15 protein-coding genes are annotated in these 22,395 nt (G+C 64.3%); 4 read left to right on the top strand and 11 right to left on the bottom strand.

Annotated elements, in window-relative coordinates; all coding sequences use genetic code 11:
• From ACIBKX_RS37585 to ACIBKX_RS37575, 3 genes are all read right to left on the bottom strand, one after another.
• Positions 1 to 1,811: DUF6603 domain-containing protein (locus ACIBKX_RS37585; RefSeq protein WP_363277566.1), on the bottom strand; the 1,811-nt coding region annotated here is incomplete at its 3' end.
• 287 nt (positions 1,812 to 2,098) lie between these two features.
• Positions 2,099 to 3,778: a hypothetical protein gene (locus tag ACIBKX_RS37580; RefSeq protein ID WP_363277565.1), complete on the bottom strand. Its 1,680-nt coding sequence runs from the start codon at positions 3,776 to 3,778 to the stop codon at positions 2,099 to 2,101.
• Positions 3,779 to 4,069: 291 nt separating this feature from the next.
• Positions 4,070 to 4,240: a hypothetical protein gene (locus ACIBKX_RS37575; protein WP_363277564.1), complete on the bottom strand. Its 171-nt coding sequence runs from the start codon at positions 4,238 to 4,240 to the stop codon at positions 4,070 to 4,072.
• A gap of 2,310 nt (positions 4,241 to 6,550) precedes the next feature.
• Between ACIBKX_RS37575 and ACIBKX_RS37570 the strand changes: the two genes are divergently transcribed.
• Together ACIBKX_RS37570 and ACIBKX_RS37565 are read left to right on the top strand one after the other, a co-directional pair.
• Positions 6,551 to 7,978 (top strand): hypothetical protein, encoded by a 1,428-nt coding sequence (locus ACIBKX_RS37570; protein ID WP_363277563.1) that lies wholly within the window; start codon positions 6,551 to 6,553, stop codon positions 7,976 to 7,978.
• A 77-nt stretch (positions 7,979 to 8,055) separates the two neighbouring features.
• Positions 8,056 to 9,798 (top strand): ABC transporter ATP-binding protein, encoded by a 1,743-nt coding sequence (locus ACIBKX_RS37565; RefSeq protein ID WP_363277562.1) that lies wholly within the window; start codon positions 8,056 to 8,058, stop codon positions 9,796 to 9,798.
• 88 nt (positions 9,799 to 9,886) lie between these two features.
• Here the strand turns inward: ACIBKX_RS37565 and ACIBKX_RS37560 are convergent, their stop codons facing one another.
• The 5 genes from ACIBKX_RS37560 to ACIBKX_RS37540 form a co-directional block, all read right to left on the bottom strand.
• On the bottom strand, positions 9,887 to 11,158 hold the full coding sequence (locus tag ACIBKX_RS37560) for a B12-binding domain-containing radical SAM protein (protein WP_363277561.1): 1,272 nt from the start codon (positions 11,156 to 11,158) through the stop codon (positions 9,887 to 9,889).
• Positions 11,159 to 11,331: 173 nt separating this feature from the next.
• On the bottom strand, positions 11,332 to 12,963 hold the full coding sequence (gene nadB, locus ACIBKX_RS37555; RefSeq protein ID WP_363277560.1) for an L-aspartate oxidase: 1,632 nt from the start codon (positions 12,961 to 12,963) through the stop codon (positions 11,332 to 11,334).
• 43 nt (positions 12,964 to 13,006) lie between these two features.
• Complete coding sequence (locus tag ACIBKX_RS37550; protein ID WP_363277559.1) at positions 13,007 to 13,873, bottom strand: nucleoside hydrolase; 867 nt, start codon at positions 13,871 to 13,873, stop codon at positions 13,007 to 13,009.
• Complete coding sequence (locus tag ACIBKX_RS37545; RefSeq protein WP_363277558.1) at positions 13,866 to 15,641, bottom strand: NAD+ synthase; 1,776 nt, start codon at positions 15,639 to 15,641, stop codon at positions 13,866 to 13,868. The genes ACIBKX_RS37550 and ACIBKX_RS37545 overlap by 8 nt, the downstream gene beginning before the upstream one ends.
• Before the next feature lie 402 nt (positions 15,642 to 16,043).
• Positions 16,044 to 16,262 carry an SH3 domain-containing protein gene (locus ACIBKX_RS37540; RefSeq protein ID WP_363277557.1) on the bottom strand — a complete coding sequence of 73 codons (219 nt, stop codon included), beginning with the start codon at positions 16,260 to 16,262 and terminating at the stop codon, positions 16,044 to 16,046.
• Positions 16,263 to 17,282: 1,020 nt separating this feature from the next.
• Here ACIBKX_RS37540 and ACIBKX_RS37535 point away from each other — a divergent pair.
• Positions 17,283 to 17,849 carry a hypothetical protein gene (locus ACIBKX_RS37535; protein ID WP_363277556.1) on the top strand — a complete coding sequence of 189 codons (567 nt, stop codon included), beginning with the start codon at positions 17,283 to 17,285 and terminating at the stop codon, positions 17,847 to 17,849.
• A gap of 32 nt (positions 17,850 to 17,881) precedes the next feature.
• On the opposite strand, the gene ACIBKX_RS37530 is transcribed toward ACIBKX_RS37535, so the two are convergent.
• The 3 genes from ACIBKX_RS37530 to ACIBKX_RS37520 form a co-directional block, all read right to left on the bottom strand.
• Complete coding sequence (locus ACIBKX_RS37530) at positions 17,882 to 18,850, bottom strand: aminoglycoside phosphotransferase family protein (RefSeq protein ID WP_363277555.1); 969 nt, start codon at positions 18,848 to 18,850, stop codon at positions 17,882 to 17,884.
• An 83-nt stretch (positions 18,851 to 18,933) separates the two neighbouring features.
• Positions 18,934 to 19,470: an NUDIX domain-containing protein gene (locus ACIBKX_RS37525; protein ID WP_363277554.1), complete on the bottom strand. Its 537-nt coding sequence runs from the start codon at positions 19,468 to 19,470 to the stop codon at positions 18,934 to 18,936.
• A gap of 2 nt (positions 19,471 to 19,472) precedes the next feature.
• The gene (locus ACIBKX_RS37520; RefSeq protein WP_363277553.1) at positions 19,473 to 20,888 is read right to left on the bottom strand and encodes a hypothetical protein; all 1,416 of its coding nucleotides are present in this window, start codon (positions 20,886 to 20,888) and stop codon (positions 19,473 to 19,475) included.
• A gap of 312 nt (positions 20,889 to 21,200) precedes the next feature.
• Here ACIBKX_RS37520 and ACIBKX_RS37515 point away from each other — a divergent pair, with 312 nt between their 5' ends.
• On the top strand, positions 21,201 to 22,388 hold the full coding sequence (locus tag ACIBKX_RS37515) for a hypothetical protein (RefSeq protein WP_363277552.1): 1,188 nt from the start codon (positions 21,201 to 21,203) through the stop codon (positions 22,386 to 22,388).
• Positions 22,389 to 22,395 lie beyond the last annotated feature (7 nt).

Below are 22,395 nucleotides of genomic sequence, written 5' to 3'. Positions count from 1 at the left end.
GCGTTGGTGGGTCCCATGGGGCGTACGTCCAGGGGGCGTTGGGACATGTTGGCGGGGGTGGTGCCGTTGACGGTGATGCTGGTGGAGGGGACCACACAGTGTGTGGAGAAGCTGAATCCGTGGATCGACACGTTCCAGGGGCCCGCGGATCCGGATGCCTTCACCGGAAGAGTCTTCTGCGCGGTGTCCGAGGTGCCCGGGACAGCCATGAGCCCAGACTCTGCCTTGGTCAGCAGACGCCCGTCCTTCGGGAGCATCTGGGTGACGAAGTCGTCCCAGGACAGCCAGTCGGGTACCGCGGGCTGGCTGCCGAAGGGGAAGGACGGGTGGATGCCGAACGGCAGCTTCACCGATACTTCTCCGCCGAAGGGCGGAAGCCACGCAGAGCCCGTGCAGGACACTTCCACCGACGCGCTGAAGATCCAGAATTTGACCCGTCCGCCGACACGCGCCTGTACAGAGATGCTGGCGTAGAAGGGGGACCACTGGACCATGAAGTCGATGGACAGCGAGAAGTAGATCTTCACCTCGACTTCCCACAACGTCCCGGTGATGCTGAAATCCCAGGTGCCGCCAGCCGCCATACCGGCGTTGGAGAACATCAGATATGCCTTCATAGACGCCTCGAGGTCGGCGATTCCGATGTCCTCTGAGTAGTTGATTCCAATTCTTGGTGGGGCCGGCGGGTATCCGGGCGGTGTGCTGAAGTTGGACGGGTATCCGCCCGCGGTGAGCACCCACTGTCCCTTGTTCTTTCCGCCGATGTATGCGTAGAAGTCTATTCCGCCGGAGGGGCTGAACCATCTGTCGCTGATGATGTAGCTGCCGGGGGCGAGAGTGGCGCCGAATGCCACGAGCTCGGATGAGACTTCGGCTTCCAAGGCGGCCTTGACCTTGAACAGGCCCTTAAACGAAACCATGTCCAGGGTGCCGATCAGGGCGGCCGCCCAGTTGCCGCCCTGCGGGATCGAGACAACCGCAAGTCCCCAGATGTTGAACACCTCGACGATGTTCGCCGCGATCCCGGCCGCGAACCAGAACCCACCGTCCTGCGGCGTGACCCACGCGTCATGGTCGTTCTGGCCGGGCGTGGTGAGCTGTTCCACCATCCCCAGCGGACTCAATGTCGAGTCGGACATGAGCGAGGACACGAGCGGGAACTTCAGCACGTTGGCAGGATCCGGCACGCGCAGCTGGCTGTTCACCCCGAGGCCGAGGCAGACCCCCGTCAGCATCACGCCGGGGAATACCTCAATTCCTTCCGGCGGAGTTCCTTCTGTTTCAGAAGTGAGCTGAAGCTGAAGGAAGGCGAACATTGAGGTAATCGGCGGCTCGATGAGTCGTATATATTCTCCGAAGGCTTCCATGCTGAATGAAGGCACCGCGAAAATCATGCCGCCTTCTATCTGCAATTTATAGTTTGGATCCGTCGTGGGCTGGCGGTTGACGAAAGCTCCGGCAAGCCTCACGGGCGGACGGTCAAAGTCGATTCCAAGGCCCTGAAGTTCCATCATGGGCGCAAAGGTGCCGTCGAGTGGAATGCCGAGTCCGAGTCCGGCTACCTCAACCTTGAGGCCCGAAGTCGACAGAGCTGCATCCAGCCAGATCCATACATCGCCGGAATCTCCTCCGCTGCCCGACTCGTAAGAAAGTCCAACGCGTTGGATGTCTAATAGGCCAAGTTGTTTGGAAATATTTACCCAGACAGTGGCGGACCCAGTAGAAGCGTGTTGTTCCGCAGGATCGACTACTTTTATTCCGGTCGAATCCGGCCGGTCGTCCCCTAGGTCATTCTTGGCGGCGCCATGCATTTCTTACTCCCATCTACCCGTCTCGACATGAGCTTGGATGCAAAAGGTGGGTTCATGTTTGATAGGTCCGTTTCCCTCCGCTGCCCCTCGCCTGGAGTCCCGGACCCTCCTCACTGAACAGCGCCTGGCCGAGAGCTCTCGGGCCAGGCGCTGTTCAGTCGAACCCTCCAGAACACCCTGAGGCGCTGGACCGGCATGTGCACCAGTTGCAATGACCTCTGCCGCCAATGACCTCTGCTCAATAGGTCCAGGCACGACACCCAGATCGAGAGAGGCCTGACAGCGTCCTACCAGGTGATCCGGACACCGCCGTTGCCGCCGCTGCCGCCGTTTTCCTGGTTGCCGCCGTTGTCATGGCTGGCACCGCTGCCCCCATTGCCGCCGGTCGCCACGGTGCTGGGCGGGTTGCCGGAAGGCGTGCCATCAGTGCCCAGGCCCACATGGGTGCTTGACCGCACGAGCGGGTTGCCCGGAGCGCCCCCACCCCCGCCGCCTCCGCCCCCGCCGGCGCTGCCGGCGCCTCCGCCTCCGCCCCCAGCGGCACCGGGGGTGCTGCCCGCGCCTCCGCCGCCTCCGCCTCCGCCCCCTCCACCGGCGCCTCCGCCGTGGCTACCTCCGCCGCCCGCCCCGGTGGCGCCGCCGTTGCCGCCGCTGCTGGCGCCCGTACCGCCGTTGCCGCCGTTGCTGCCGTCGCTGCCCTGGCCGCCACTGCTCCCGCCGCCGCTGTCGGTTCCGCCCCCTCCTCCGCCTCCGCCGACCCCGCTGCCGCCATCGCCGGTGCCGCCGCCTCCGCTGTGGGCGCTGTGGGCAGTGCCGCCGGCGCCGCCCTGGCCGCCGTTGCTCCCGCTGCGGCCACCGGTGCCTGCAGCGTCGGCGTAGACGTCGCCGCCGGTGCCGCCGTCCGTGTCGCCATTACCGCCGGCGCCGCCGCCGTCGCCAAAGCCGCCACTGGCGCCGCCACCTCCTCCTCCGCCGCCTGCGGCGATAAGGGTGGGACTTTGAGCGGGCCAGCAGGTGTAGTCGCCGGGTCGACCGACATGGAAACCGGGCCCTGAGGTGAGGTCGCCGACGCTCAGGATCTCTCTGAGGTAGACACCGGCCCCGCCGTTTCCACCATTGCCGCCGGGAGGGCTGTAACCCCCGCTGTAGCCGCCGCCGTTGCCGCCGTCCCCTCCTGGCCCCCAGAGTTCGACGGTGACGGCAGTGACGCCGTCGGCGACGGTGTAGGTGTGGTCGCCAGGGTCGGTGAACAGGGACATGGTCGGGGTTTCGGTACTGAGGGTGAAGGGGCACCACGCGTTGGTGCCCGCGCCGAAATAGCCCTTGTCCTGGGATTGGCCGTTCACGTGATGTGTTTTGTCCGTCACCAGGATTTGGGTGGTGGCCCAGAAGGGGGTGCCGGCGGTGGTGAGGGCGGTGGCGAGTTGGCTGGGCAGTCCGTCGAGATTCCATACGGTGTTGATGGCGGCCGGATTGTTGCCGCCTTGGTCGTAGGTGTCGGCGTCGACGGAGACGCAGTTGGTGGAGTTGTGGTCGAAGAACCAGATCCTGCCGGAGTTACCGCCGCCGTTGGGCGAGTAGAGAGCTGACCTGATGCGGTCGAAGGCGAAGGCGGGGTTGTTGTCGGAGCTGCCGAAGACCTGGGCGATCGGCTCGGCGTAGGTGTCCGTGTCGCGGATCTTGTACGTCGGCTGGTGGACGGACATCTTGCGGACGAGGCCGCCCTGGAACAGGTAGATCGCCTCTGGATTGTCCAGGCAGAGTGCGGCGTCCAGGGGCTGGCTGCCGTCCAGGCTCGTCCCGCCCTTGGCGGTGAACGGGTCGACGTTGAAGAGGTCCGTGAGAGTGCCCGACTCTGCGGGAGCGTCATCCCACCACGGTTTGTCTTCAGAGGGGTCCCAGGCGTACCGGTCGTAGGTGTGCTGGCCGTTTGCCGCCTTGTACAAGCCGAAGAGGCTTGCTTCCACCGTTTGAACTCCCTGACCCCACGGAATATGCGCGGGTGCGGAGAAGACTGCGTCATACGCTTGCATCGCAGGGTGCCCCTTCCATGGCACGTGGATGTCCTGACCGCCAGGACCCGCCAAGTCGTATGTCGCCGTCACAGGTTTCTCCCCTCGGAGCCGCGCAGGCGCCTCGAGGAGCGTCCGCTCCGCTGGCTGCCGATATCGCATTGCGCGCACGAGTGGATGGTGTCGCCCGTGTGCGCCAGAACGGTGTCCTGGCGCACACGGGCGGCCGAGGCGCTTCGCCGTGCCCTAAGGAGCCTGGTGCTTGCTCTTGGGGGTGCTGACCATGAAGGACGGCGGCGTGATCTCCTTCTTGGTCTCTCCCGAGTCCGACTCGTTGGCCGTGGCTGTCGCGCCGCTGATTCCGCCGGTGATGACGGTGAGCAGGATGGCGGTTGCAGCGACTCGTCTGAGCCTCATGTTTCTCTCCTGACAAGGTTGTTGTGGGCTTGTGTGCGTACTGATGCACGCCTCGTTGTGGGCGGTCACGTTCGGTGATCGCCTGTCAGGACTTGATCATATTGGTCATGGAAAGGGCAAAGATTCGTAATATGCGCTGGCTGTAACTGGTCCATCCTGAATGGCTTGCAGGGGTGCCATGACGAAAAGGATGGAGAGGCGCACGAACCAAGTGCCGTAGAAACATTGGTTGTTGCGCGGCGGAAATGAAGGCGCGGCGCGTCGTGCCGTGCTGCAAGACGGTCTTAAGGGGCAACCGGGGCTGTCTCGTTTGTAGCGCAGGCCAGCCCTCGCGCTCAGCGAAGAGGGTGCTTCGGAGATGGGGGAGGAGGATTCGGGTGTGGCCCCTACCAGGTGATGCGGGCGGCACCATTGCCTCCAGGACTGCCTTTGCCTCCCCCTTCGCCGCCACCAGCGCCACCGAATCCTGCACTGTCGTCGAACGAGTTGTAGGGAATAGTGGGGTCATCTTGGCTGAACGGTTTGAAAACGGCCTGTGCGGGATGCTGGCTGGCCCCTTGGGCGCCGCCGCCTCCGCCGCCACCACCAATGCCGCCTCCGCCGCCGCCAAGCGTGAAGCCACCGAGCCCGGCGCCGCCTCCTCCTCCTCCGCCTCCGCCGTTTCCTGCGGTGCCGGGGCTCCCTGCGACACCACCGATGGCCCCGCCACCCGCCATGCCCTGCCCGAGGCTCCCGGAGCCGCCTGTGAAACCGACCACAGCACTCTGCGCCCTGCACGACTTCATGGTCCACTCCCACTCCGGAGCCAGCGGGGGGGGTCCCCTTGTCAGGGGAACTGCGGCAACTGCCACAGGGCCTTCCATAACCGGCAGAGGGTGTGGGCCATCGCGGGAACCGGGAGCGGCATCTACCGCGCGCGGACCACGCGACGCTCGCCGGGAGTTGCTCGACGTCGTCTAACGGGAACGTGTCGCCTGGCAGCCGCTCTGCTGCGTCGATTGGACGTGGTGGTTGCGTCCCGTGACGCAGACGGGGCCTCGTGGTGTGTGCGAGCTATCGCTGTTCGGATCGCCTGCTGGTGTTTGGCCATTTCCCAGCGGATCCTCGAACCTGCGTGGCTCTATTCTGCCTGGGGATACAGCTGTCCAGGCGGATAAGATTTCGGCACATAGACAAGGATCTTGCACGGTGGGTTTCCCTTCCATTGGCACGCCTTTTGATCGTGGGAACGGGTGCGCTGTGCGAGGGCGGTAGTAAAGCGACGCTGTCCGGACAGGGACAAGCGTGTGTGACAGGTGTCTGTGGGAGGCCGGTGCGTACCCCCGCGCACTTTGCGCACGCCCCGTTTGAAGCCGCAAATGAGGGCCGGCGGTTGACGTGTGAGGGGAAGTTCCCAGGGTGCGGGACGTGTCTGCCGCCGCAGGCCCGATGGGCTGCCGGTCTGTGCGGTCGTCCCACGAGTAACGGGGGTACGGCCAAGCACCATCTCACCGGGTCTCGTGGGTTGATGAAGTTTTGACATTCGTTCTTCACGGACTCGCTGGGCTGCGCGCTGTGGGGGGAGCGGCACCTCGCCGCCGGTGTTGTCCGCTGCCTGCGCTCAGGTGCAGACCTTCACAAGCGCACAATGTTGATCGGTGTGACCCACTTAGATGGTGGTGACCCCATGGACGGTGCTGGGTTGTAGTGGTGCAATTTTCGATGAGGTCAAGGCGGCCCTCGCCAGGGGGTTGAAACCACGGTAATGGCGCATGCGGGGGCTTCTCGGCGGCTTGGTGCCGGGCATTTCCCTTTGGTGGTGCATCAGTTGGCCGGTGAGGAGATGTGTGGTTTCGACCCCCGCGATCCGCTCCACTGGAAACGTTGGACGGGAAATTTCAGTGAGCTGAGAGGAGGGCTCCGCAGGAGGATTTCAGCGGCCCGGTCGTTCAACTGGTCCTCTGTCAGGCTCGGCGACGCCTCATCGAATGCTTGGTGATGCGCATCGCACGTAGATTCTTCTCTTCGGGAGGCGGAACATGTTCACACACGTCTTTGCGGCACCCATGGATTGCGCCCCTCTGTTTGGGCAATGCGGCGGTATGGGCTGGCCTGGACCAACATGTTGCCAGGTGGGTCCCTGCGTGGTGATTAATCAGTGGTACTCCCAGTGCTTGGGCTAGGGCTTTAGGCTCTGACGGTTTCCCTGCCGGCCGGAAATCTTGTTTCTGGCCGGCAGAAGCCTGCCGGTCAGAACAGTGGACGTCTCCATTCTGGCCGGATGAAATGGAAGGCCCAGTGACGGGAGTGGCTGTGCGGAGTGTCCTGGATGTGGAACCCGATGCGACCATCGTGCGCCTGAATGAGGGCGGGGGTGTTCTGGCCCACACGCAATCGCCGGCCGGCGCCTACCTCAACACCGAAGCGATGCGGTGGTTGGAGGACGCCTTCGCCGGCCGACTGGAGCGGGCGCTCGAGGACGAGGAGCGTGCCTGCGTGCAGGCCTGGAGTGCGGCGGGCCTGCTGCGCCTGCGGAATGCGGATGAGGTCTGGGAGCCAGAGGCCGCGCGCTGGGTGGAGGACCGGGATCGGCAGCGTGGGGTTGTTCTGGCCGCGGCCGCTCGGGTGGCTGTGCCACGGCGGGTACTTGTCGTCGCCGTCAGCGAAGAGTGTGGCTTCTGCGCCCAGTTGCGGGCGAACCTGCTCTCTTACGCCAAGGGCTGTGTCTGGCCTTCCGGGGCGAGCGACTTTTCGGTTGTTCTGGCCGGGGGAGAACCGCCAAGCCTTTTCGGGCCACCAGGCGACCTGAATGTTTCAGCGCTGGAAAGGCTTGCGACTGAGGCGGCACGACTTGGCACGCCCACGGGGGTCTTGCTGGATACCGGGAAAGAGCCACAGCTGCTGTCCGGCTACGATGAAGTCACGTCACTGTTGCTTGAAGAACTGGGCGCAGGGAAGTCGGTGACGGTCAGTGAGGCCGTTTCGTCGTGCTCGGTCAACGTTGTCTCCCAGGCTGACACGGTGTGCCGTGCGGTGGCGTGCGGACAGCGCATCTTGGGGGTGGCAACGCGGGGAGACGCCACGGTGCTCCTTGAGGAATATTTGTCCCTTCACGCCGTGGATCACGGGGTTTTCGCTCCGGTTACATTGACCGTGGAGCGGCCACACAATTTATTCTTGCTCTACCGGGGTGGTTCGCTGATCGCTCGTCTGCGTACCTTGGAAGAGACGATCAGTTGGCTTGATGCGCTACGGAATTGCTACTCTGACGCGGCCTCCTGCAGTGGCGATGAAGTGGACGTTCACAGCCTTGCCCTGTGGCACCCGGGGCATGGGCTGCTATTGGTGCCCCTGAGCTGGGCGAGCGAGTTTGCCAGGAGAGCGCGGGATCTGCAGGCCGGTGGCTGGGTCATGTGCCCGGACCCGTACGTCCGGGTGAGCAACTCCGGTGAGTGCGGCAGAGGTTGCGTCCACCCCGTGCTCGACGGCGTCGCCTGCGTGCTGGAAGCTCCACTCGCAGGCGTGGTGCTGCCCTCGATGCCCGTGGCGGGTGAGGAGGCCAGGCCGGCGGCGCCGCGCGCCGAGTTCCTCACGGCGCAGTGGGTGTGCTGGGCTGCCCGCCCGGTGAGTCCGCGTCAGTTGGAGCACTTGGCGGAGATGGCCCAACACATGCCTTTGGTTACGAGCACCGCCGTGGATATCTCGAAGGCTCTGCGACGGCGGCAAAAGGGGCTTGACGATCTGTTAGAGGCTCTGTGAGCGGAACCGGTGGGGTAGAGGGCCACGGTCGCCGCCCCGGATTGGGGAGACTTCCGCACACGTCCGGATCAGGCGCTGTGCTGCGCGGAGCGGGTCATGCGCTTGTCCTGAACTGGCGGGCCGCGCGTGGCTGGCTCCAACTGGTGGTGGGGGCACAGCTCCTGGCAGCGGTCTTGGTGGCCGCCAGCGTCTTGTCCTCCGCGCAGGCTTTTGCCGACCTCATAGCTGCGCTCCAGGACCGCACTTCATGGGCCACTGCCGTGAGCGGCTGCACGGGGTTTGTCGCCGCGCTGGCCGGCCGTTCCTTGGCCCAGCAGGTCGAGACACTGGCCACGACACGGCTCAGCGAACAGGTCCGAATCACCGCGCAAGAACAGGTGATGCAGGCAGCCACACGTGCCAGGCTCATCTCGTTCCAGGACGCCGAGTTCTTCGACGCGCTCCAGCGCGCGAATGCCGGTGCACTGCAGTGTTCGACGGCGATTACACAAGCCACGAAGACCGTCTCAACCGTGTTGTCCAGCGTGGCGGCCTCCACCGCGGTGTTCTTGATCAGCCCGTTCCTCGCCTTTCTGATACCGGTCGCCCTCGCGCCGTTGGCCTTCGCTGAGATCCGCAATCTGACCGACACCTACTCGGCAGCGACCGCACTGATCCCGAAGCAGCGCGACATGACCTACCTCCACCAGCTCATGCTGACTCCCGGCAGCGCCAGAGAGATCCGGGCATTCCAGAGCGCCCCTTGGATCCAGGAGCGTTGGCGCCGGATCGCCACCGTCGTAGCGGACACCACCTGCCGCACCGCTATTCGCTGTCAGGCCCGCACCGCTGTGGCACGCCTCACCAGCAGCGTGCTGTTCGTGGCAACGGCGGGTCTGACTCTGGCCCATACAGACCTGCCGGCCGGGGCTGCCATGGCCAGCGCTTACGCACTGCTCAACCTCCGCACCCAGACTGCCACCCTGATCACGATGTCCACCGGAGTACAGGCCAACGCCATGTTTCTCGCAGACCTGGCCCGTATCAGCCAAACCGATGCCGAGCGGGATGAAGCCGCTACGGGAAGCCGTGCAGTGCCCAACTCACCTCATATTCAATTGAAGAGCGTTTCCTTCCGGTATCCGGGATCCCCCCACGACACCCTCCGCTCCATCACCCTGGACATCAGCCCCGGCACCACCATCGCCCTGTTGGGGCCCAACGGCTCCGGCAAGACCACGCTGGCCATGCTCCTCGCCTCCCTGTATGAACCCACGGGTGGTTCCATCACCTGGAACGGCACGGACACACGGGACTTCCATCCCGACTCCCTCCGCTCCCGTATCGCCATCGTCCAACAGGACTACACTCGCTACGCTTTCACCGGCCGCGAGAATGTCACGATGAGTGATGGCACAGACGCCAGCCGACTCACAAGGGCATTACGGGAAAGTCATGCGGACGAGATCTTCACGTCCCTGCCTGACGGAGTCGACACTCAACTGGACCGCCAATACCACGGCGCCACAAACCTCTCCGGCGGCCAGTGGCAGCGACTTGCCCTCGCCCGCGGGCTCTACCGTTCCGCCGATCTGCTCATCCTCGACGAACCGAGCGCCGCCCTGGACGCCCAGACGGAAAACGATCTGTTCACCGTCTTGACCGAACCCCATCCCCATCAAGCGGTCGTACTCATAACGCACCGCGTCGCCAGCGCAGCCAGTGCCGACCATATCTACCTCCTCCATCAAGGAAGCATCACCGACCACGGAACTCACCAGCACCTCCTTGCCCACAGCGATCACTACGCTCAACTTGTCAAGATCGCCGGAAGCGTCTGAGTGAGCCGGGGCTGCTCGGCAGGGTGCACCTGGGTTCCCGCTGGGGGCGGCGGGATCTCGGTCCGGGCGCGCCAAGTCGGCGCCTCACTCATAGGGCATAGGGCTGCCAACTGTTGCCGAGATAGTTGGGGAGTGCGCGCAGACGCTCGTCCAGCTCGTCGAGGTCGACCGGGTACTCGCGCCGGTATGTCTCGGTGACCGCCTTCACTTCATCCCATGTCACAGGCATCCTGCCGCCGAGATAGCGCGGTGCGAACTCGTCGTAGAGCGTGGTGCCGGGGCGTAGGAACAGTTGGTTGACCCCGAACTTGGCAGGCAGCTGCGCGGCCCAGTCCACGATGGTGCCGCTCCGGCAGGACGGGTCACCGGGCAGGCCGATGAGCACAAAGGTGAACGGTTGAATCCCGGCAGTCTCCAGCTTGGTCACCGCCGCTTGGATGGCGTCGTCTGTCACCCGCTTGTCGACACCGGTCATGGATACAGCGGGCGACTCGGCGCCAAGCCACATGCCCTGGCATCCCGCTTCGGCCCACTGCCGGACGTCGCTCTTCAGCACGATCTCGACACGAGTCTGGCCGGTCCACGTTACGCGGCGCCGGCTCAGCCCTTGGCACAGTGATCGATAGAACGGAGGAGTGATGCCAAAGACATAGTCGAGGAAGAACACCGACGAGATGCCCGTCCCCGCCAGAGCATCGACCTCCGCCAGGACGCGTTCGACTGGACGGGTCCGTATGCGGGTTCCGAACGGCAGATGGCAGTACGTGCAGCCATACGTACAGCCTCGCGCGCCGAATACCAGACCACTGGGGCCGTGATAGAGGTGCTTGCCGTCGAACATCTCGGCCCGGTAGCGGTGCATGGGCAGCAGGTCGTAGGCGGGCAGCGGCAACTTGGCGAGATCGAACTCGGCATCGGCTGTCCGGGCGTCGAGCACGTCGGAGGCCGCTGTGCCACCCAGCAGCGCACCGGCCGCGTACACGGAAGCGGCGTCCGTCTCCCCGATGCAGACGTGATCCACATCGAGCGCATCGAGCGTTGCGGCCGGCATCTGAGTGGCATGAGGACCGCACGCCGCTATCCATGCCCCCGGGTGCAGCCCCCGCACGCTGCGGACGGCCTCACGGATCGGTGCCACATCCAGCGGGTAGCACTGGGCCCGGTCCGCTATCGCGGTGACCAGAATTACCCCGTCGACGGCCTGCTCATCCGGGGGTTCAGCGTCGGCGCGGCGATCCCAGAGGCTCACCGTGTGCCCTTGCTGCCGCAGAACGGCGGCAGCCGTGGCGACGTCCAAGGGCATCTGGAAATAGTGGCGAACGGATTCGTCCTCGGGCACAACAAAGCGCACGTGCGGCATCGGTCATCCTTGGGTTGGTCCAGTGCCGTTCAACGCAACGTCCTATGTCACGGACGGATCCGTTTCCCTCACCCCGTACCGATGCTTCGTCGTATTCGATGTGCGTCATCTGCGTCTGGTCTTCGGCAGCGGCCCGCAGCTCGCGTTGAGCGGCCTGATGGAGCCCGGTGCGCTTACGGTGACCTTCGGCGGGCGCGGAGCGGGATGGCGTCGAGGACCATGAGTCCGTCCGGTGTGTGCCGGATCAGGGAGTGGCCTGGTGCGCGCGTGCCATCGGGGGTGGGGTAGTCGGTGCGGTGGTGGCTGCCGCGGCTCTCGGTGCGGTGGAGGGCGGAGAGGAGCATCGCCAGGGCGACGAGGTGGAGGTTGCTTGTCTCCCGGTCCGCGCGGCTGACAGGGCCAGGAGGCAGGGTGGGCAGCTTCTCGAGCTCGTTCAGTGCTTCGCACAGTTGGTCGTGGCAGCGCAGGATGCCACCGCCTGCGGCGGCGGCCACGCGTAGGGACTTGCGTGCGGCTGCCGGGAGGAGTGGCGCAGACCGGGGCGGGCCGGCGGGTTCGCGGCGCGGCGGCGGTTCGGTCGTGAGATGGGCGGCCACGCGGTGGGCGAACACGACGCCCTCCAAGAGGGAGTTGGAGGCCAGCCGGTTGGCGCCGTGCAGCCCGGTGCAGGCAGCCTCTCCACAGGCGTACAGGCCGGGGAGCGAGGTACGGCCGGCCAGGTCGGTGCGGATGCCCCCGCAGGTGTAATGCGCCGCAGGCGCGACCGGGATCGGCTGGTCGGAAGGATCGATGCCGTGGGAGAGACAGTGCGCCCGGATGGTGGGAAACCGGGAGGCCCATCCCTTGGCGCCGAGGTGACGTGCGTCGAGCAGGACGTGGTCCGCGCCGTCTTCACGTAGGCGCAGGGCGATGGTACGGGCGACGACGTCGCGCGGGGCGAGATCGCCGAGCCGATGCACCCCGTCCATGATCGCTCGTCCACTGCGGTCGACAAGCCGCCCGCCTTCGCCGCGTACCGCCTCCGACACCAGGGGCAGCTGGCCGCCGTGGCCCGGTGCCCATAAGGCGGTGGGGTGGAACTGCACGAACTCCATGTCGCACAATTCCGCTCCGGCACGCAGCGCGCAGGCGACCCCGTCCGCGGTCAGCTGGGCAGGGTTGGTGGTGACCGGGAACAGACCCGCATATCCGCCCGTGGCCAGAATGACCGCGCGAGATGCCAACCGAACCTCGCCCCCCGCCTGTTCGTACAGCACTCCCGCTGCTTGTCCTTGTACGTCGAGCAGCACATCGCGGAAGAAGGCATGCTCGACAAGGGTGATCCCGGGGCTTCCCCGCACTGCGGCGACGAGCGCGGCGGAGATTGCCGCGCCCGTGGCATCTCCTCCGGCGTGTGCGATGCGGTGGCGGAGGTGGCCGCCCTCGCGGCCCAGCCGAAGCAGTCCGTCCGGTCCCTGGTCGAATACGACACCGCAGTCGGCGAGCCATTGAAGGACGGACGGCGCGGCGGTGGTGGCCGTCCGGGCCGCGGCCTCATCCGTGAGACCGCAGCCGGCGGTGACGGTGTCCCGCGCGTGCTGCTCGGCACAGTCGTCGGGTGCGCTGGCGCAGGCGATGCCGCCCTGCGCCAGCGGTGTGCAGCCGCCGCCGAGCGTCGACTTGGTCAAGAGGCGGACCGAGCCGAGGCGGCTGAGGGAAAGTGCGGCGGTCAGCCCGGCCACACCAGTGCCGACGACGGCGAAGTCGGTGCTCTCATCCCGCTGGCGGAAGTGTGCGGACGCGGGAAGGAGACGGTCGTGTGGCACAGATGCCTCCGCGGGACGGCAGATAGAGGGGACGGGCCGATGATCACGCGAGACAGTTTTCCAGCCAGCCAAGGAAGTCCGGGTAATTCGCTGAGACGCTGAGTCGCACGAGGTCGCCTTCGTCGGACAGGCGCATCCGGGCGGCTTCATCGAGGGCGATGCGCCGCGATGCAAACCGTATGAAGGGTTCGCCCATTGCCGCGGACAAGCTCAGCGGTGTGTGCGGGATTGTGCTGGGGTAGTAGCCGGCAAAGTACTGGGCACAGTGTTCGGTGAGGGCTTTGGCCCATGGATGCCGCATCCCGGCCAAGGAACGCAGAATTGATGAATCGGGCGTGAGTACGAGCTGCTGGCTGAAGGTGACGTCATACGTGACGAGCCGCAATGTCGCACAGCCTGCGACGACCGCCCGGGCGGCACCGGGGTCGAGCCGGAAGTTGTACTGGGCAAGGGTGGCGTCCCGGTAGCTGAGAGCACCGCCCATTTGCGTCACTTGCAGCCGGGGTGCCGTCCCTGGGGCTCGGGCGAGGACCGCCGCGAGGTTGGTCAGCGGCCCAAGTCCCAGCCAGCGGACCGGCCCCCGCACCCGGGCGCACACGGCGCGTACGGCGGCGACCGGGTCGTTGGGCTGTGGCGCGACGTCGGCCGGGGCGATGCCTTTGGCCCAGAAGTATGGATCTTCGCCCAGGCGCGGTCCGGAGGCGACGGCCACGTCGGGACGGCCGAGGAGGTCCAGGAAGTGGCGTGCGAAACGGGCCCTTTCGCCGTCGGTTTCATCGCAGGTTGTCACCAGCGCGAGGTCCGGCAGACGACGAGCCGCTACGGCCAGGGCCATCGCGTCGTCGGGTTCCCCGCCGATGTCGGTGTCGATGATGAGAGGTGCCCGCGCAGGCAGCGATGTGTCAGACACGGCCGGGCACCTCGCGGCCCTCTGCGCCTCGGTCCCGGTACCGGTTGGTGACGGGCAGCCTGCGGTCGCGGCCGAAGGAGCCGGCCGATATCCGAGGGCCTGGCGGGGCCTGATGCCGTTTGAACTCCGCGTGTTCGATCATCTCGATGACCCGGTCGACGACGTCGCTCTCCAGACCCTCGGCGACCAGCGCGTCACGGCAGAGCCCCTGGTCGACGTATCCGGCAATGATCAAGTCCAGAACCTCGTACGAGGCCGGCAGCAACTGGGAGTCGACCTGGCCAGGCCGGAGTTCGGGACTGGGCTCTTTCAGAATGATGTTCTCCGGCACGGGTGCGGCTTCACCGCGCTGTTCCGCTTGGACGTTCCGCCAGTGAGCGAGCCGCCACACGAGAGTCTTGGGTACGTCTTTGAGTGGAGCGTAGCCGCCCGCCGAGTCTCCGTAGAGAGTGGCGTGACCGCACCCGTACTCGGTCTTGTTGCCCGTGTTGAGCATCAGATGCCCTTCCTGGTTGGAAAGGGCCATCAGCAGCAGACTGCGCATCCGGGCCTGTACGTTTTCGACGGCGACCCCGTCCAGCTCGATGGTGTCCAGCACGGCATCAACGTGTGGCTGGATGGCAATTGACCGGAAATCGAGACCGACACGGCGTGCCAGCTCGGCCGCATCACCCCGCGAGTGGTCGGTTGAGCAGGCACTCGGCATGGAGACCGCAACCACCTTGTCGGGGCCCAGCGCATCACAGGCCAGTACCGCTGTGACCGCGGAGTCGACCCCGCCGGAGAGGCCGACGATCACCGATTCGAAACCGTTCTTCACGGTGTAGTCACGTATTCCGGTCACAAGCGCCTGCCACACTTCCTGCTCGACTCCGGTCCCCTTCCCGCGCGGTGTGGCCACGAGGGGTGGCAGTCGCACCGGCATGCCGGGCATGGGCGAGGATGACACCAAGGGTGCGTCGAGCGGCAGGTGGCGCAGGGTGACGCCCGCCGGCAGTGGGCTCGGGGTGCCGGCCTTGGTGGGAAGCTTGACCTCGGCGACCAAGAGCTGTTCCTCGAATCGCTCGGTCCGCGCCACGAGTTGACCATCAGAAGCCAGCAGTACGGAACCGCCGTCGAAGACATGGTCGTCCTGGCCGCCCACCAGGTTCACGCACGCCAGGGGGACGTCCGCCTCAGCGGATCGCTGCCTCAGGAGGTTCAGCCGGCCGTCAAACCCTCCCATCCGATACGGAAACGCGGCGGTGGTGACGACAAGGTCCACTGCGCCGGCTCGTGCCGCCGCGATGGCGGGAGTATCCGGGGCGAGCACGTCCTCGCCGAGAGCCAGCGCCAGATCAAACCCGGCGACACGCACCACCGTGAGGGCTTCTTGAGGAGCGAAGTGCCGCGCTGTCTGGGGCTCGTGAACACTGTCGTCCCGGTCCCCGGATGGAGCCGCCATGATCTGCCCCTCATGGATGAGCACCACCGAATGCCGCCAGCCGTCCGGTGCCAGACAGCCCGAAACCACCGGAAGGCCGCCCAGCCCGTCAGCTGCCAGCGCGGTCGCGAAACGCCCTGCCGCGGTGTACGCGTCATCCGCAAATGAGGGACGAGCAGCAAGGTCTTCCAGGGGAAAGCCCGTTATGGCCGACTGTGGAAACACCACCAACTGCGCATGGGCAGCGGCGGCCTTGGCGGTCCATTGTCGCATGGCATCGATATTGCCATTCAGGTCCCCCAGAACCGCATTCATCTGAACAAGTGCCAGCCGGAATCCTGCCATGTTCCACCATCCCGTTTTTGAGTGGCATCAGGCCGCAGCGGGTGCCGGATCTTTTCTCCCCTGCTCATGTGAACATGCCCAGACCTTGTTTCTATGGCCCCGTTCATTTCGCGCTTGCAGCCCAAGGGCGAGGTGAATTCGGGAGGGGCGAGCAGTCCTGCCAGAGCACCACGACACGTCAGCGCTATATAGAGGGAGGGGACAGGGGAAACGGGGTAGGCGGTGCCACATTGTGCCCTTGTGATCCGGAAGGCCGTGCCTGGAGGAGCGCATGACGATGCCTGCGGCGCGCGATTGCACCGGTGGCTCTCCTCCTTCACCCACCAGCGGGTGAAGAACGACCGCCTGGTCTAGGCAGGCCTTCCGCGGGCTGCTCCGCGATCACCGCATGCGGTCAGAGCATCAGCAGTAAGGCTCGATGGCACCGACATTGGCGGCCCAGCGGGCGGCGATCCATCCGCGGCCGTCGCTCAGCCTGTACCAGCGGGGATTACCGCCGACGATGGTGGAGTTGACCTTGCAATTGACGTTCACGATCTGCCCCCTGCGCAGTGATCCGACCTGGTCGTAGCCGGTTCCGGGGCCCTGACGGATGGCTAAGACCTTCGGGATGATCCGCACTCGGCAGGGTCCCGTCGGGTCGCTCTTCCCGCCCGGCTCACCCTTCGGACCAGGCGGACCAGGGGGCCCTTGGTCGCCTTTGGGACCTGCTGGACCGGTGTCCCCGTCGTCCCCCGGATCGCCCTTGGGGCCGACGGTGCCGCCCTCGAGCATCCTGCCTTGTGGGGCAGACTCGTCGACGCGTACGTCGAATCCGAAACGGAATCGGTCGTTATCGAGCCAGGCCTGGGAGATGGGAGAAGTGCAGAGGAGGGTGCGTAAGTCACTGCTCCTGGAGCAGGGCAAGGTTCCGGGGCCATCATTGTAGAAGTATGTGGTGGACGCGAACGTCGTCTGTGCGGGTGCGGCCGGGCCGTGTCCCAGTGGACGCCCGCGCCCAAGCATTCGGCTGGTAGGCACGCGTGAACGGATCAGCCAGGTCACTCCATCGGCGCGGCGGGCAGAGGCCGATCGGGCCAACGAGGGTCTTGGGCGTCTTGGGCCCCTCGACATCGCCCCACCACCCAGGGAACCGGCGAAGAGCCGGTGTTTCTGCGAAGCCCGTCGGGGCAGCTCAGACTCTGGTCGGCTGGTCGTACCCGAGCCGGGTCCGCTCCCGGAGTCGCCGTCGCTTCCTTCCCCGGCACCGCCCCGATCTCGGACCCTGCGATGCTCTCAGCGGGCTGAGCGGCAGCTGGGAAGGTCCATGTGGTGAAGGTCCATGCGCTGTGACGCAAGCCCGGGGAACTCTCAGAGATCTTGCCGGTGGCTGAACTGTCTTCTCAGAAACCTCATCAGCGGCATTGACCACTCCAGACGGCGCGCAGTCGGCAGCGAGCGCCGTGCGGGAGCTCTCTTGCGCTCTTCTCGCGGGGACCCATCTCTGGCTCCTGGAGCCAAGCGTGGGCATTCTGGATGTTCCCTTGGCCTCAGTTCTTCCTGAGACTCCGGTTGATTCACGGAAATCTGCCGACTGCCCGGCGGCACCCTTCCTGGTGCACCGGTAAGACCGTTTCACAGACAACCATCGGAGGTGCACGCGTGTTTACCAAGAGACTCCTGCGCCGCATCGGAATCAGCTCATCAGCTGCCCTGGTACTGCTGCTTCCGCTTGGCATCATCGCCCCCTCCAGTTCCGCCAGTTCGGCTGACGCTGATCAGGCTCCCATGGAGTGTGTCGGCGCCATTGAAGCGACCTATGATCCGCCGCTCGGACCGACTTTCCGAGAGACCACGGTCTCAATCGAGGAAGACTACGATTGCGCGGATCCTGTTGTTACCGAAGGACGTTCGACATCCACTTACCAACAAGAGGCAAGTTGCCTCCTGCCTTCACTCGAGGACACCCTGCCGCCTTCGTCGACGGTCACTTACGACTGGACCAGCACCGGCGAACAATCGCAGAGCACTGTCCAGTACGACACCACCGTCGTCACCCACCCAATTGGGCAAACGGTCGTCACCGCAACAGGGGAAGTCATCAGCGGGTACAGAGAGGGATCTGTCGTATTGGTCGTAGTCGTCAGGCCCAACATCAACCTCCTGGAGTGCCTTGCGAGCAACGTCCACCAGGACAACCGCGGGACGGTAACACTGACGATCGGCTGAGCGATCGCCTTGAGCCCCCGAGACCACGCGCGTCAGGGCAGCGCTGGTTCGCCGAGCCGCCTCCGGAGCCAGTCGACGGCGGCGGCGCCCTGGGCGTGCTGGAAGGCGCGAAGGGTCGGCAGTCCGGGCGGGGCGGGCAGCAAGGAGTTCCGGACCAAGTAGCCGGCGAGTGCGGCGAGGGTGGCGGTCACGCCGCCCGGGTCGGCGCCGCGGCTCACCGGGTGGGCACTGAAAACGGCCTCCGGGTCCGGACCCCCCTGGGCGCGCACGCACGGCAGCATGATCAGCAGGTCGTACCACCGTGCCGCGAGGACTGCGTGCGGCCAGTCGACGAAGACGACGCGTCCATCTGCGGTGAGCAGCATGTTGTCGGCCCGCAGGTCGCCGTGGGCAAGGGTGTCGCCCACCGCGAACTCGGGCCAGGGAGCGGCGAGTTCGGCAAGCATGTGCAGGTTGCGCCGGACCCACGGGTCCAGGCCGTCCGCATGAGCCTCGGCGGACTCGGTCAGCTGCTGCCAGCCGTGGAAGGCACTGGCCTTGGTCTCGGCGACCGGCCGCGCGTCGATGGGGGCGGGTGTCAGCGTGACCGCGAGGTCCCCGACGGCGTCGAGGACGCGCTCTAATTCCGTTGCCTTCCACGGTACTTGGGGCTGATGCCCGTCGACGTTCTCGAAGACGAGGGCGACCCAGGTGCCATCGTCGTAGGAAGTCAGGAGCCGGGGGGCCGGTACGGAGTCCGGCAGGGCGGCCGCGTGCCGGGCTTCGATGCGGTGCAGGTCCGGGCTCGCCGGGTTGGTGTCGGCGCTGACCGCCTTTACGAAGACACGCCGTCCGTCAGTCAGACGTAATCGCGCGGCCACGCCGGGCGAGAACCCTCCGGACTGGGTCACCGCCTCGGTCACGGCCGCGCCGAGGAGTTCCTCCAAGGCGCCACGGACATTGGCCGGGAGGTGATGCCACGGAGTGCGGAGCCCCGTGGCAGGGGGTGCGACAGGGAGCATGTGCTCATGCTCGCTCGATGCCCCTTTGGGCAGCGGGATCTCTCTCAGGCGGCGCGCCATGAATCCCTCGCCCGCCTCGTGCTTCACCGAGTACCGCGCATCAGGTGATCATGGTCATGCCAGCACTTGAACAACTGGAGTGCCTGTGCTGCTCCCTTGGTTAGCTCTATATCAGGTGTGGGCTGTTCCAGGTTTATCCAAGCTGTTTGTTTTACTTCGTCCGTATCTGCGACAGAGACGTTGATTTCTTCTTCGACTCCCAAGCGGTAAATGTGCGTCTCGCGTTCCAACCGGCCCTCGCCCAGCTCCACGCTCGTATCAAAAGATCCGAGGTAGTCCAGTGCGTCTTCGCCGGCGTCAAAGGACAGCTCTTCTTTGAGTTCACGAATCGCTGCATGCACCAATACTTCGTGGCCGTCCACGTGACCGCTTGCGCTGGTATCCCACAAACCAGGACAGGAATCATCGGCCTGGCTGCGTTGCTGCAGGAGCACAGTGCCGCTCTTACGGGCGTAGACGATGACGCGGGCGATCTGGTGCCGCAGACCCAACGGCACAAGATATTGTTTCTCGATACAGCCTATTTCTTCGCCGGCTTGGTCGATGATCTTTATGGCCATAATTAATCGCGCGGCCCCTCGAAACCCATTACATCCAGCAGCCCTTGTAATTCTATGACATTATCGGGCGAATGTATGAGATTCCTGGAATAGTATGCGTATTCTTCGTCCGTGAATCGGTGACCAGTCTCGATCCTGCGCCTAAAGAGGGCCGGCAGTAGAGCCCGGTATTTTTCTTCGTCACCTGGGAGTGGCAGGAGGTCACGTACGGAGCCGACCAGTCTACGGCCCTCAAGTAATCGTGCTTCGGTTCGATCGCCCACGCGCGGGCCTTTTATTGCATCCACTTCATGCAGCATTCTGTCCTGACTGATGTCACCCTGGATTACCAGCCCCAGGCTGCGGCCGCCCGCAAGATATATCGCCGTTTCTTCAAGATCTTGCCCCGACAGGGAAGGGTACATAATCCTGACCTGCTCAAATGTTAGCCCTTCAAACAGGCGTTCCATGACGACCTTGCCGGAGAAGCGGGCGACGCCCTCTATGATCTTCGCTTTGATGATCGCTACCTGATTGTTTTCGATGGCATCCGGCTTTAAGAGTACCGCGCCATAACTTCGACTCCTCGACCCTGGCTCTCTGGACTGTATGTAATCATGTATTGCCTGACCTAAAATTCTGCCCTCGCCGGCAAAGGGATAAATGCCTGCGCCATCGGCCGCATGCAGGACACGGGAAGCGTGACTTGGTCCAATCCATTGTTCATCGGCAATACGAGGGAACGGTTGTCGATCTTCGCCGTCTCCCGGTACGGCAACGTCGTCCGGTCGCAGATTAAACACTGACTCGGGAAACGCCCGGACTTCGAGAAAGTTGCCTGGTATCTTCTTTTCGGTAAATCGGGCAATTCGGTCTACGAAATCGGGAGTGCGGTGCAGTAAGGCCTGCTCAACCATTGATTTGAACCTGGTCGCCATCCAGGGTTGGGCACCGTCGTGTGCGGTAGTGGTAAAGCCGCGGGGGTAGAGGTCTGGGTTTTTGTAGTAGGCGTTGAATGCGGCCTCTTTTTTCCGGCCCCATTGCGGTGTGCCCCTCTGTACCCGACCCGAAGCCAGTTCTTCAAGCAGGGAGATGCCGCCCAAGCTGACGGCTTGCTCTATGCCAGCAGATTCCTTGGTATCCCGGACGGCTACCCAGATGTCCAGGTCAGAGTGATTGCTGGGGAAAACCTTGCGGCGTTCAGGGTGTCGGATCGATTCATAGGCGACACCGAGCGGTCCGCTTCGTTGGTTCTCATAGAAGTTGATCGGCGGTCGGAACGACTGAACCAGCGACCCGATGGCTAAGACACCAGTGATGTCCGGAAAGCCTGCGGCGACGGTCGCGACTTCCTCGTTAAAGATGAGCCATTCGGACGGATCCATAAAGGACTGCAGCGGCATTGTGTTAAACGGCCGCTGCATCTCACCACTCTTCATGTGTTACTTTTATGTCAATATGTCACGTTTCGCCCTCTAAGGTATGTTTAGGTCCTGCTCGGGTTCCGCGCGACTCAACGGTGGCGTTGCTGGTGAGGCGGTGGTGGTGGGGGAGGGCGGGGATTACGCCGAACGGGGTGTCGGACCCGCTCGGGGAGGTCTTGGCGGTCTGGGGTCCAGCACGGCATGGAGCACCGCGTTCATCGGCGCCGCAGGTCACGCTGCCAACTGGCCCGGCGAGCGGTTGAACTTCATTCAGTCGAGATTCATTTATGTTCTGTCAAAGTCGCAAAGTGGATGGGATTGAAGAGCATGCGCGAGCAAGGCGCCGATTATGTGATCGACAGGGATGCCTTTAAGTGGCATACGAACCCGCTTATACATCTGACCCGAGAGCCTATCTCAACGACTGTTGCAGAACTGGAAATGGTCGAGGCGGCGGGTGCTGTGAGTGAGCTTGATGTCACAATCCAGTCCATGCTTTCGTTATGCCACTACGAGCCGGAAGACGTATGGCAGGGTGAGGCAGCTGCGATACGCGACGTAGCGGCACAGACTGAAGCAGATTTTCGCGGCGAAGCAGGTGACAGGTTTAGCGCCAGGGTAAGCGAAGGATTGGTGCGACCAAACTTGGATGTCATTATCCCTGTTGTGCGGGCACATTATGGAAGGCAGAGCGAAGCGAGCGACCGCTGGGCGCAACGGCATCCGGATTTAGCGGGTTTCGTGCGTGGAGATGGGACGACGTTTGACTGTGCAGACCCTACGACCACCACCAAAGGCCGAGAATACCGTACTGCGGCCGACGGTACGACCAGCGTGATCGTGAAAGAAGAGCGTACCGGAAAGCGTATCGTCATGAAGCGCACCGATCTGGAAACAAGCCGTTTGTATGCCGAAGAACTCCACTACGTACACAAAGCCCGAGAAGATGAAATCGCGGCATTTGGCGCGTACCTGGAAGGCCATGAACTGCCGTTTGCGTGGGTGTCGTATTCGCCGATCGGCACCGAGTCCGAGCAGGGGATTGCCCGGCATGCCGGAAGGGAACCAGAAAATACCCTAGAAATGACACGCGCCTGGAACGCGGCCTGGTCTCCGAAGAATACATTGAGTGTGCTGTTTTCCTACGCTCATGCCAGACTGCAAGCCGCTGCCAAGGAGCAATCGGTAGAGGGTGTGCCAATAGAACTCGGCGGCATCATCACTGCCATCAACCCAAACCTCGGGTTCTCCGGAATGGCGTTTAGCGGAGTAGATTTTGGGGTCGTCGGCCTGAAGCCCACGAACCACAAGTTCTTGATTGAAAAGGGCGTTCCGATCTACATGCTGCGTCGGGATATTGCCCGGCGATTGGATACTACTGTTGCGTCACTTTCCCGGCACGAAAACTATGGGGAAAGTTCCATGCCGCTATCGCATACCAATGTAATGATGGTGCTGTTCGATAAAAGCTCGCGCGAGAAGCCGACCTCGTCGATCTACGTTGTCGGGCCGTAGACCTCAA

The sequence above is a fragment of the Streptomyces sp. NPDC050658 genome, from assembly GCF_044457025.1.
GTDB lineage: Bacteria > Actinomycetota > Actinomycetes > Streptomycetales > Streptomycetaceae > Streptomyces.
The sequence above is the reverse complement of the archived record's forward strand: the minus strand, read 5'-3'. Positions and strand labels throughout refer to the sequence as shown.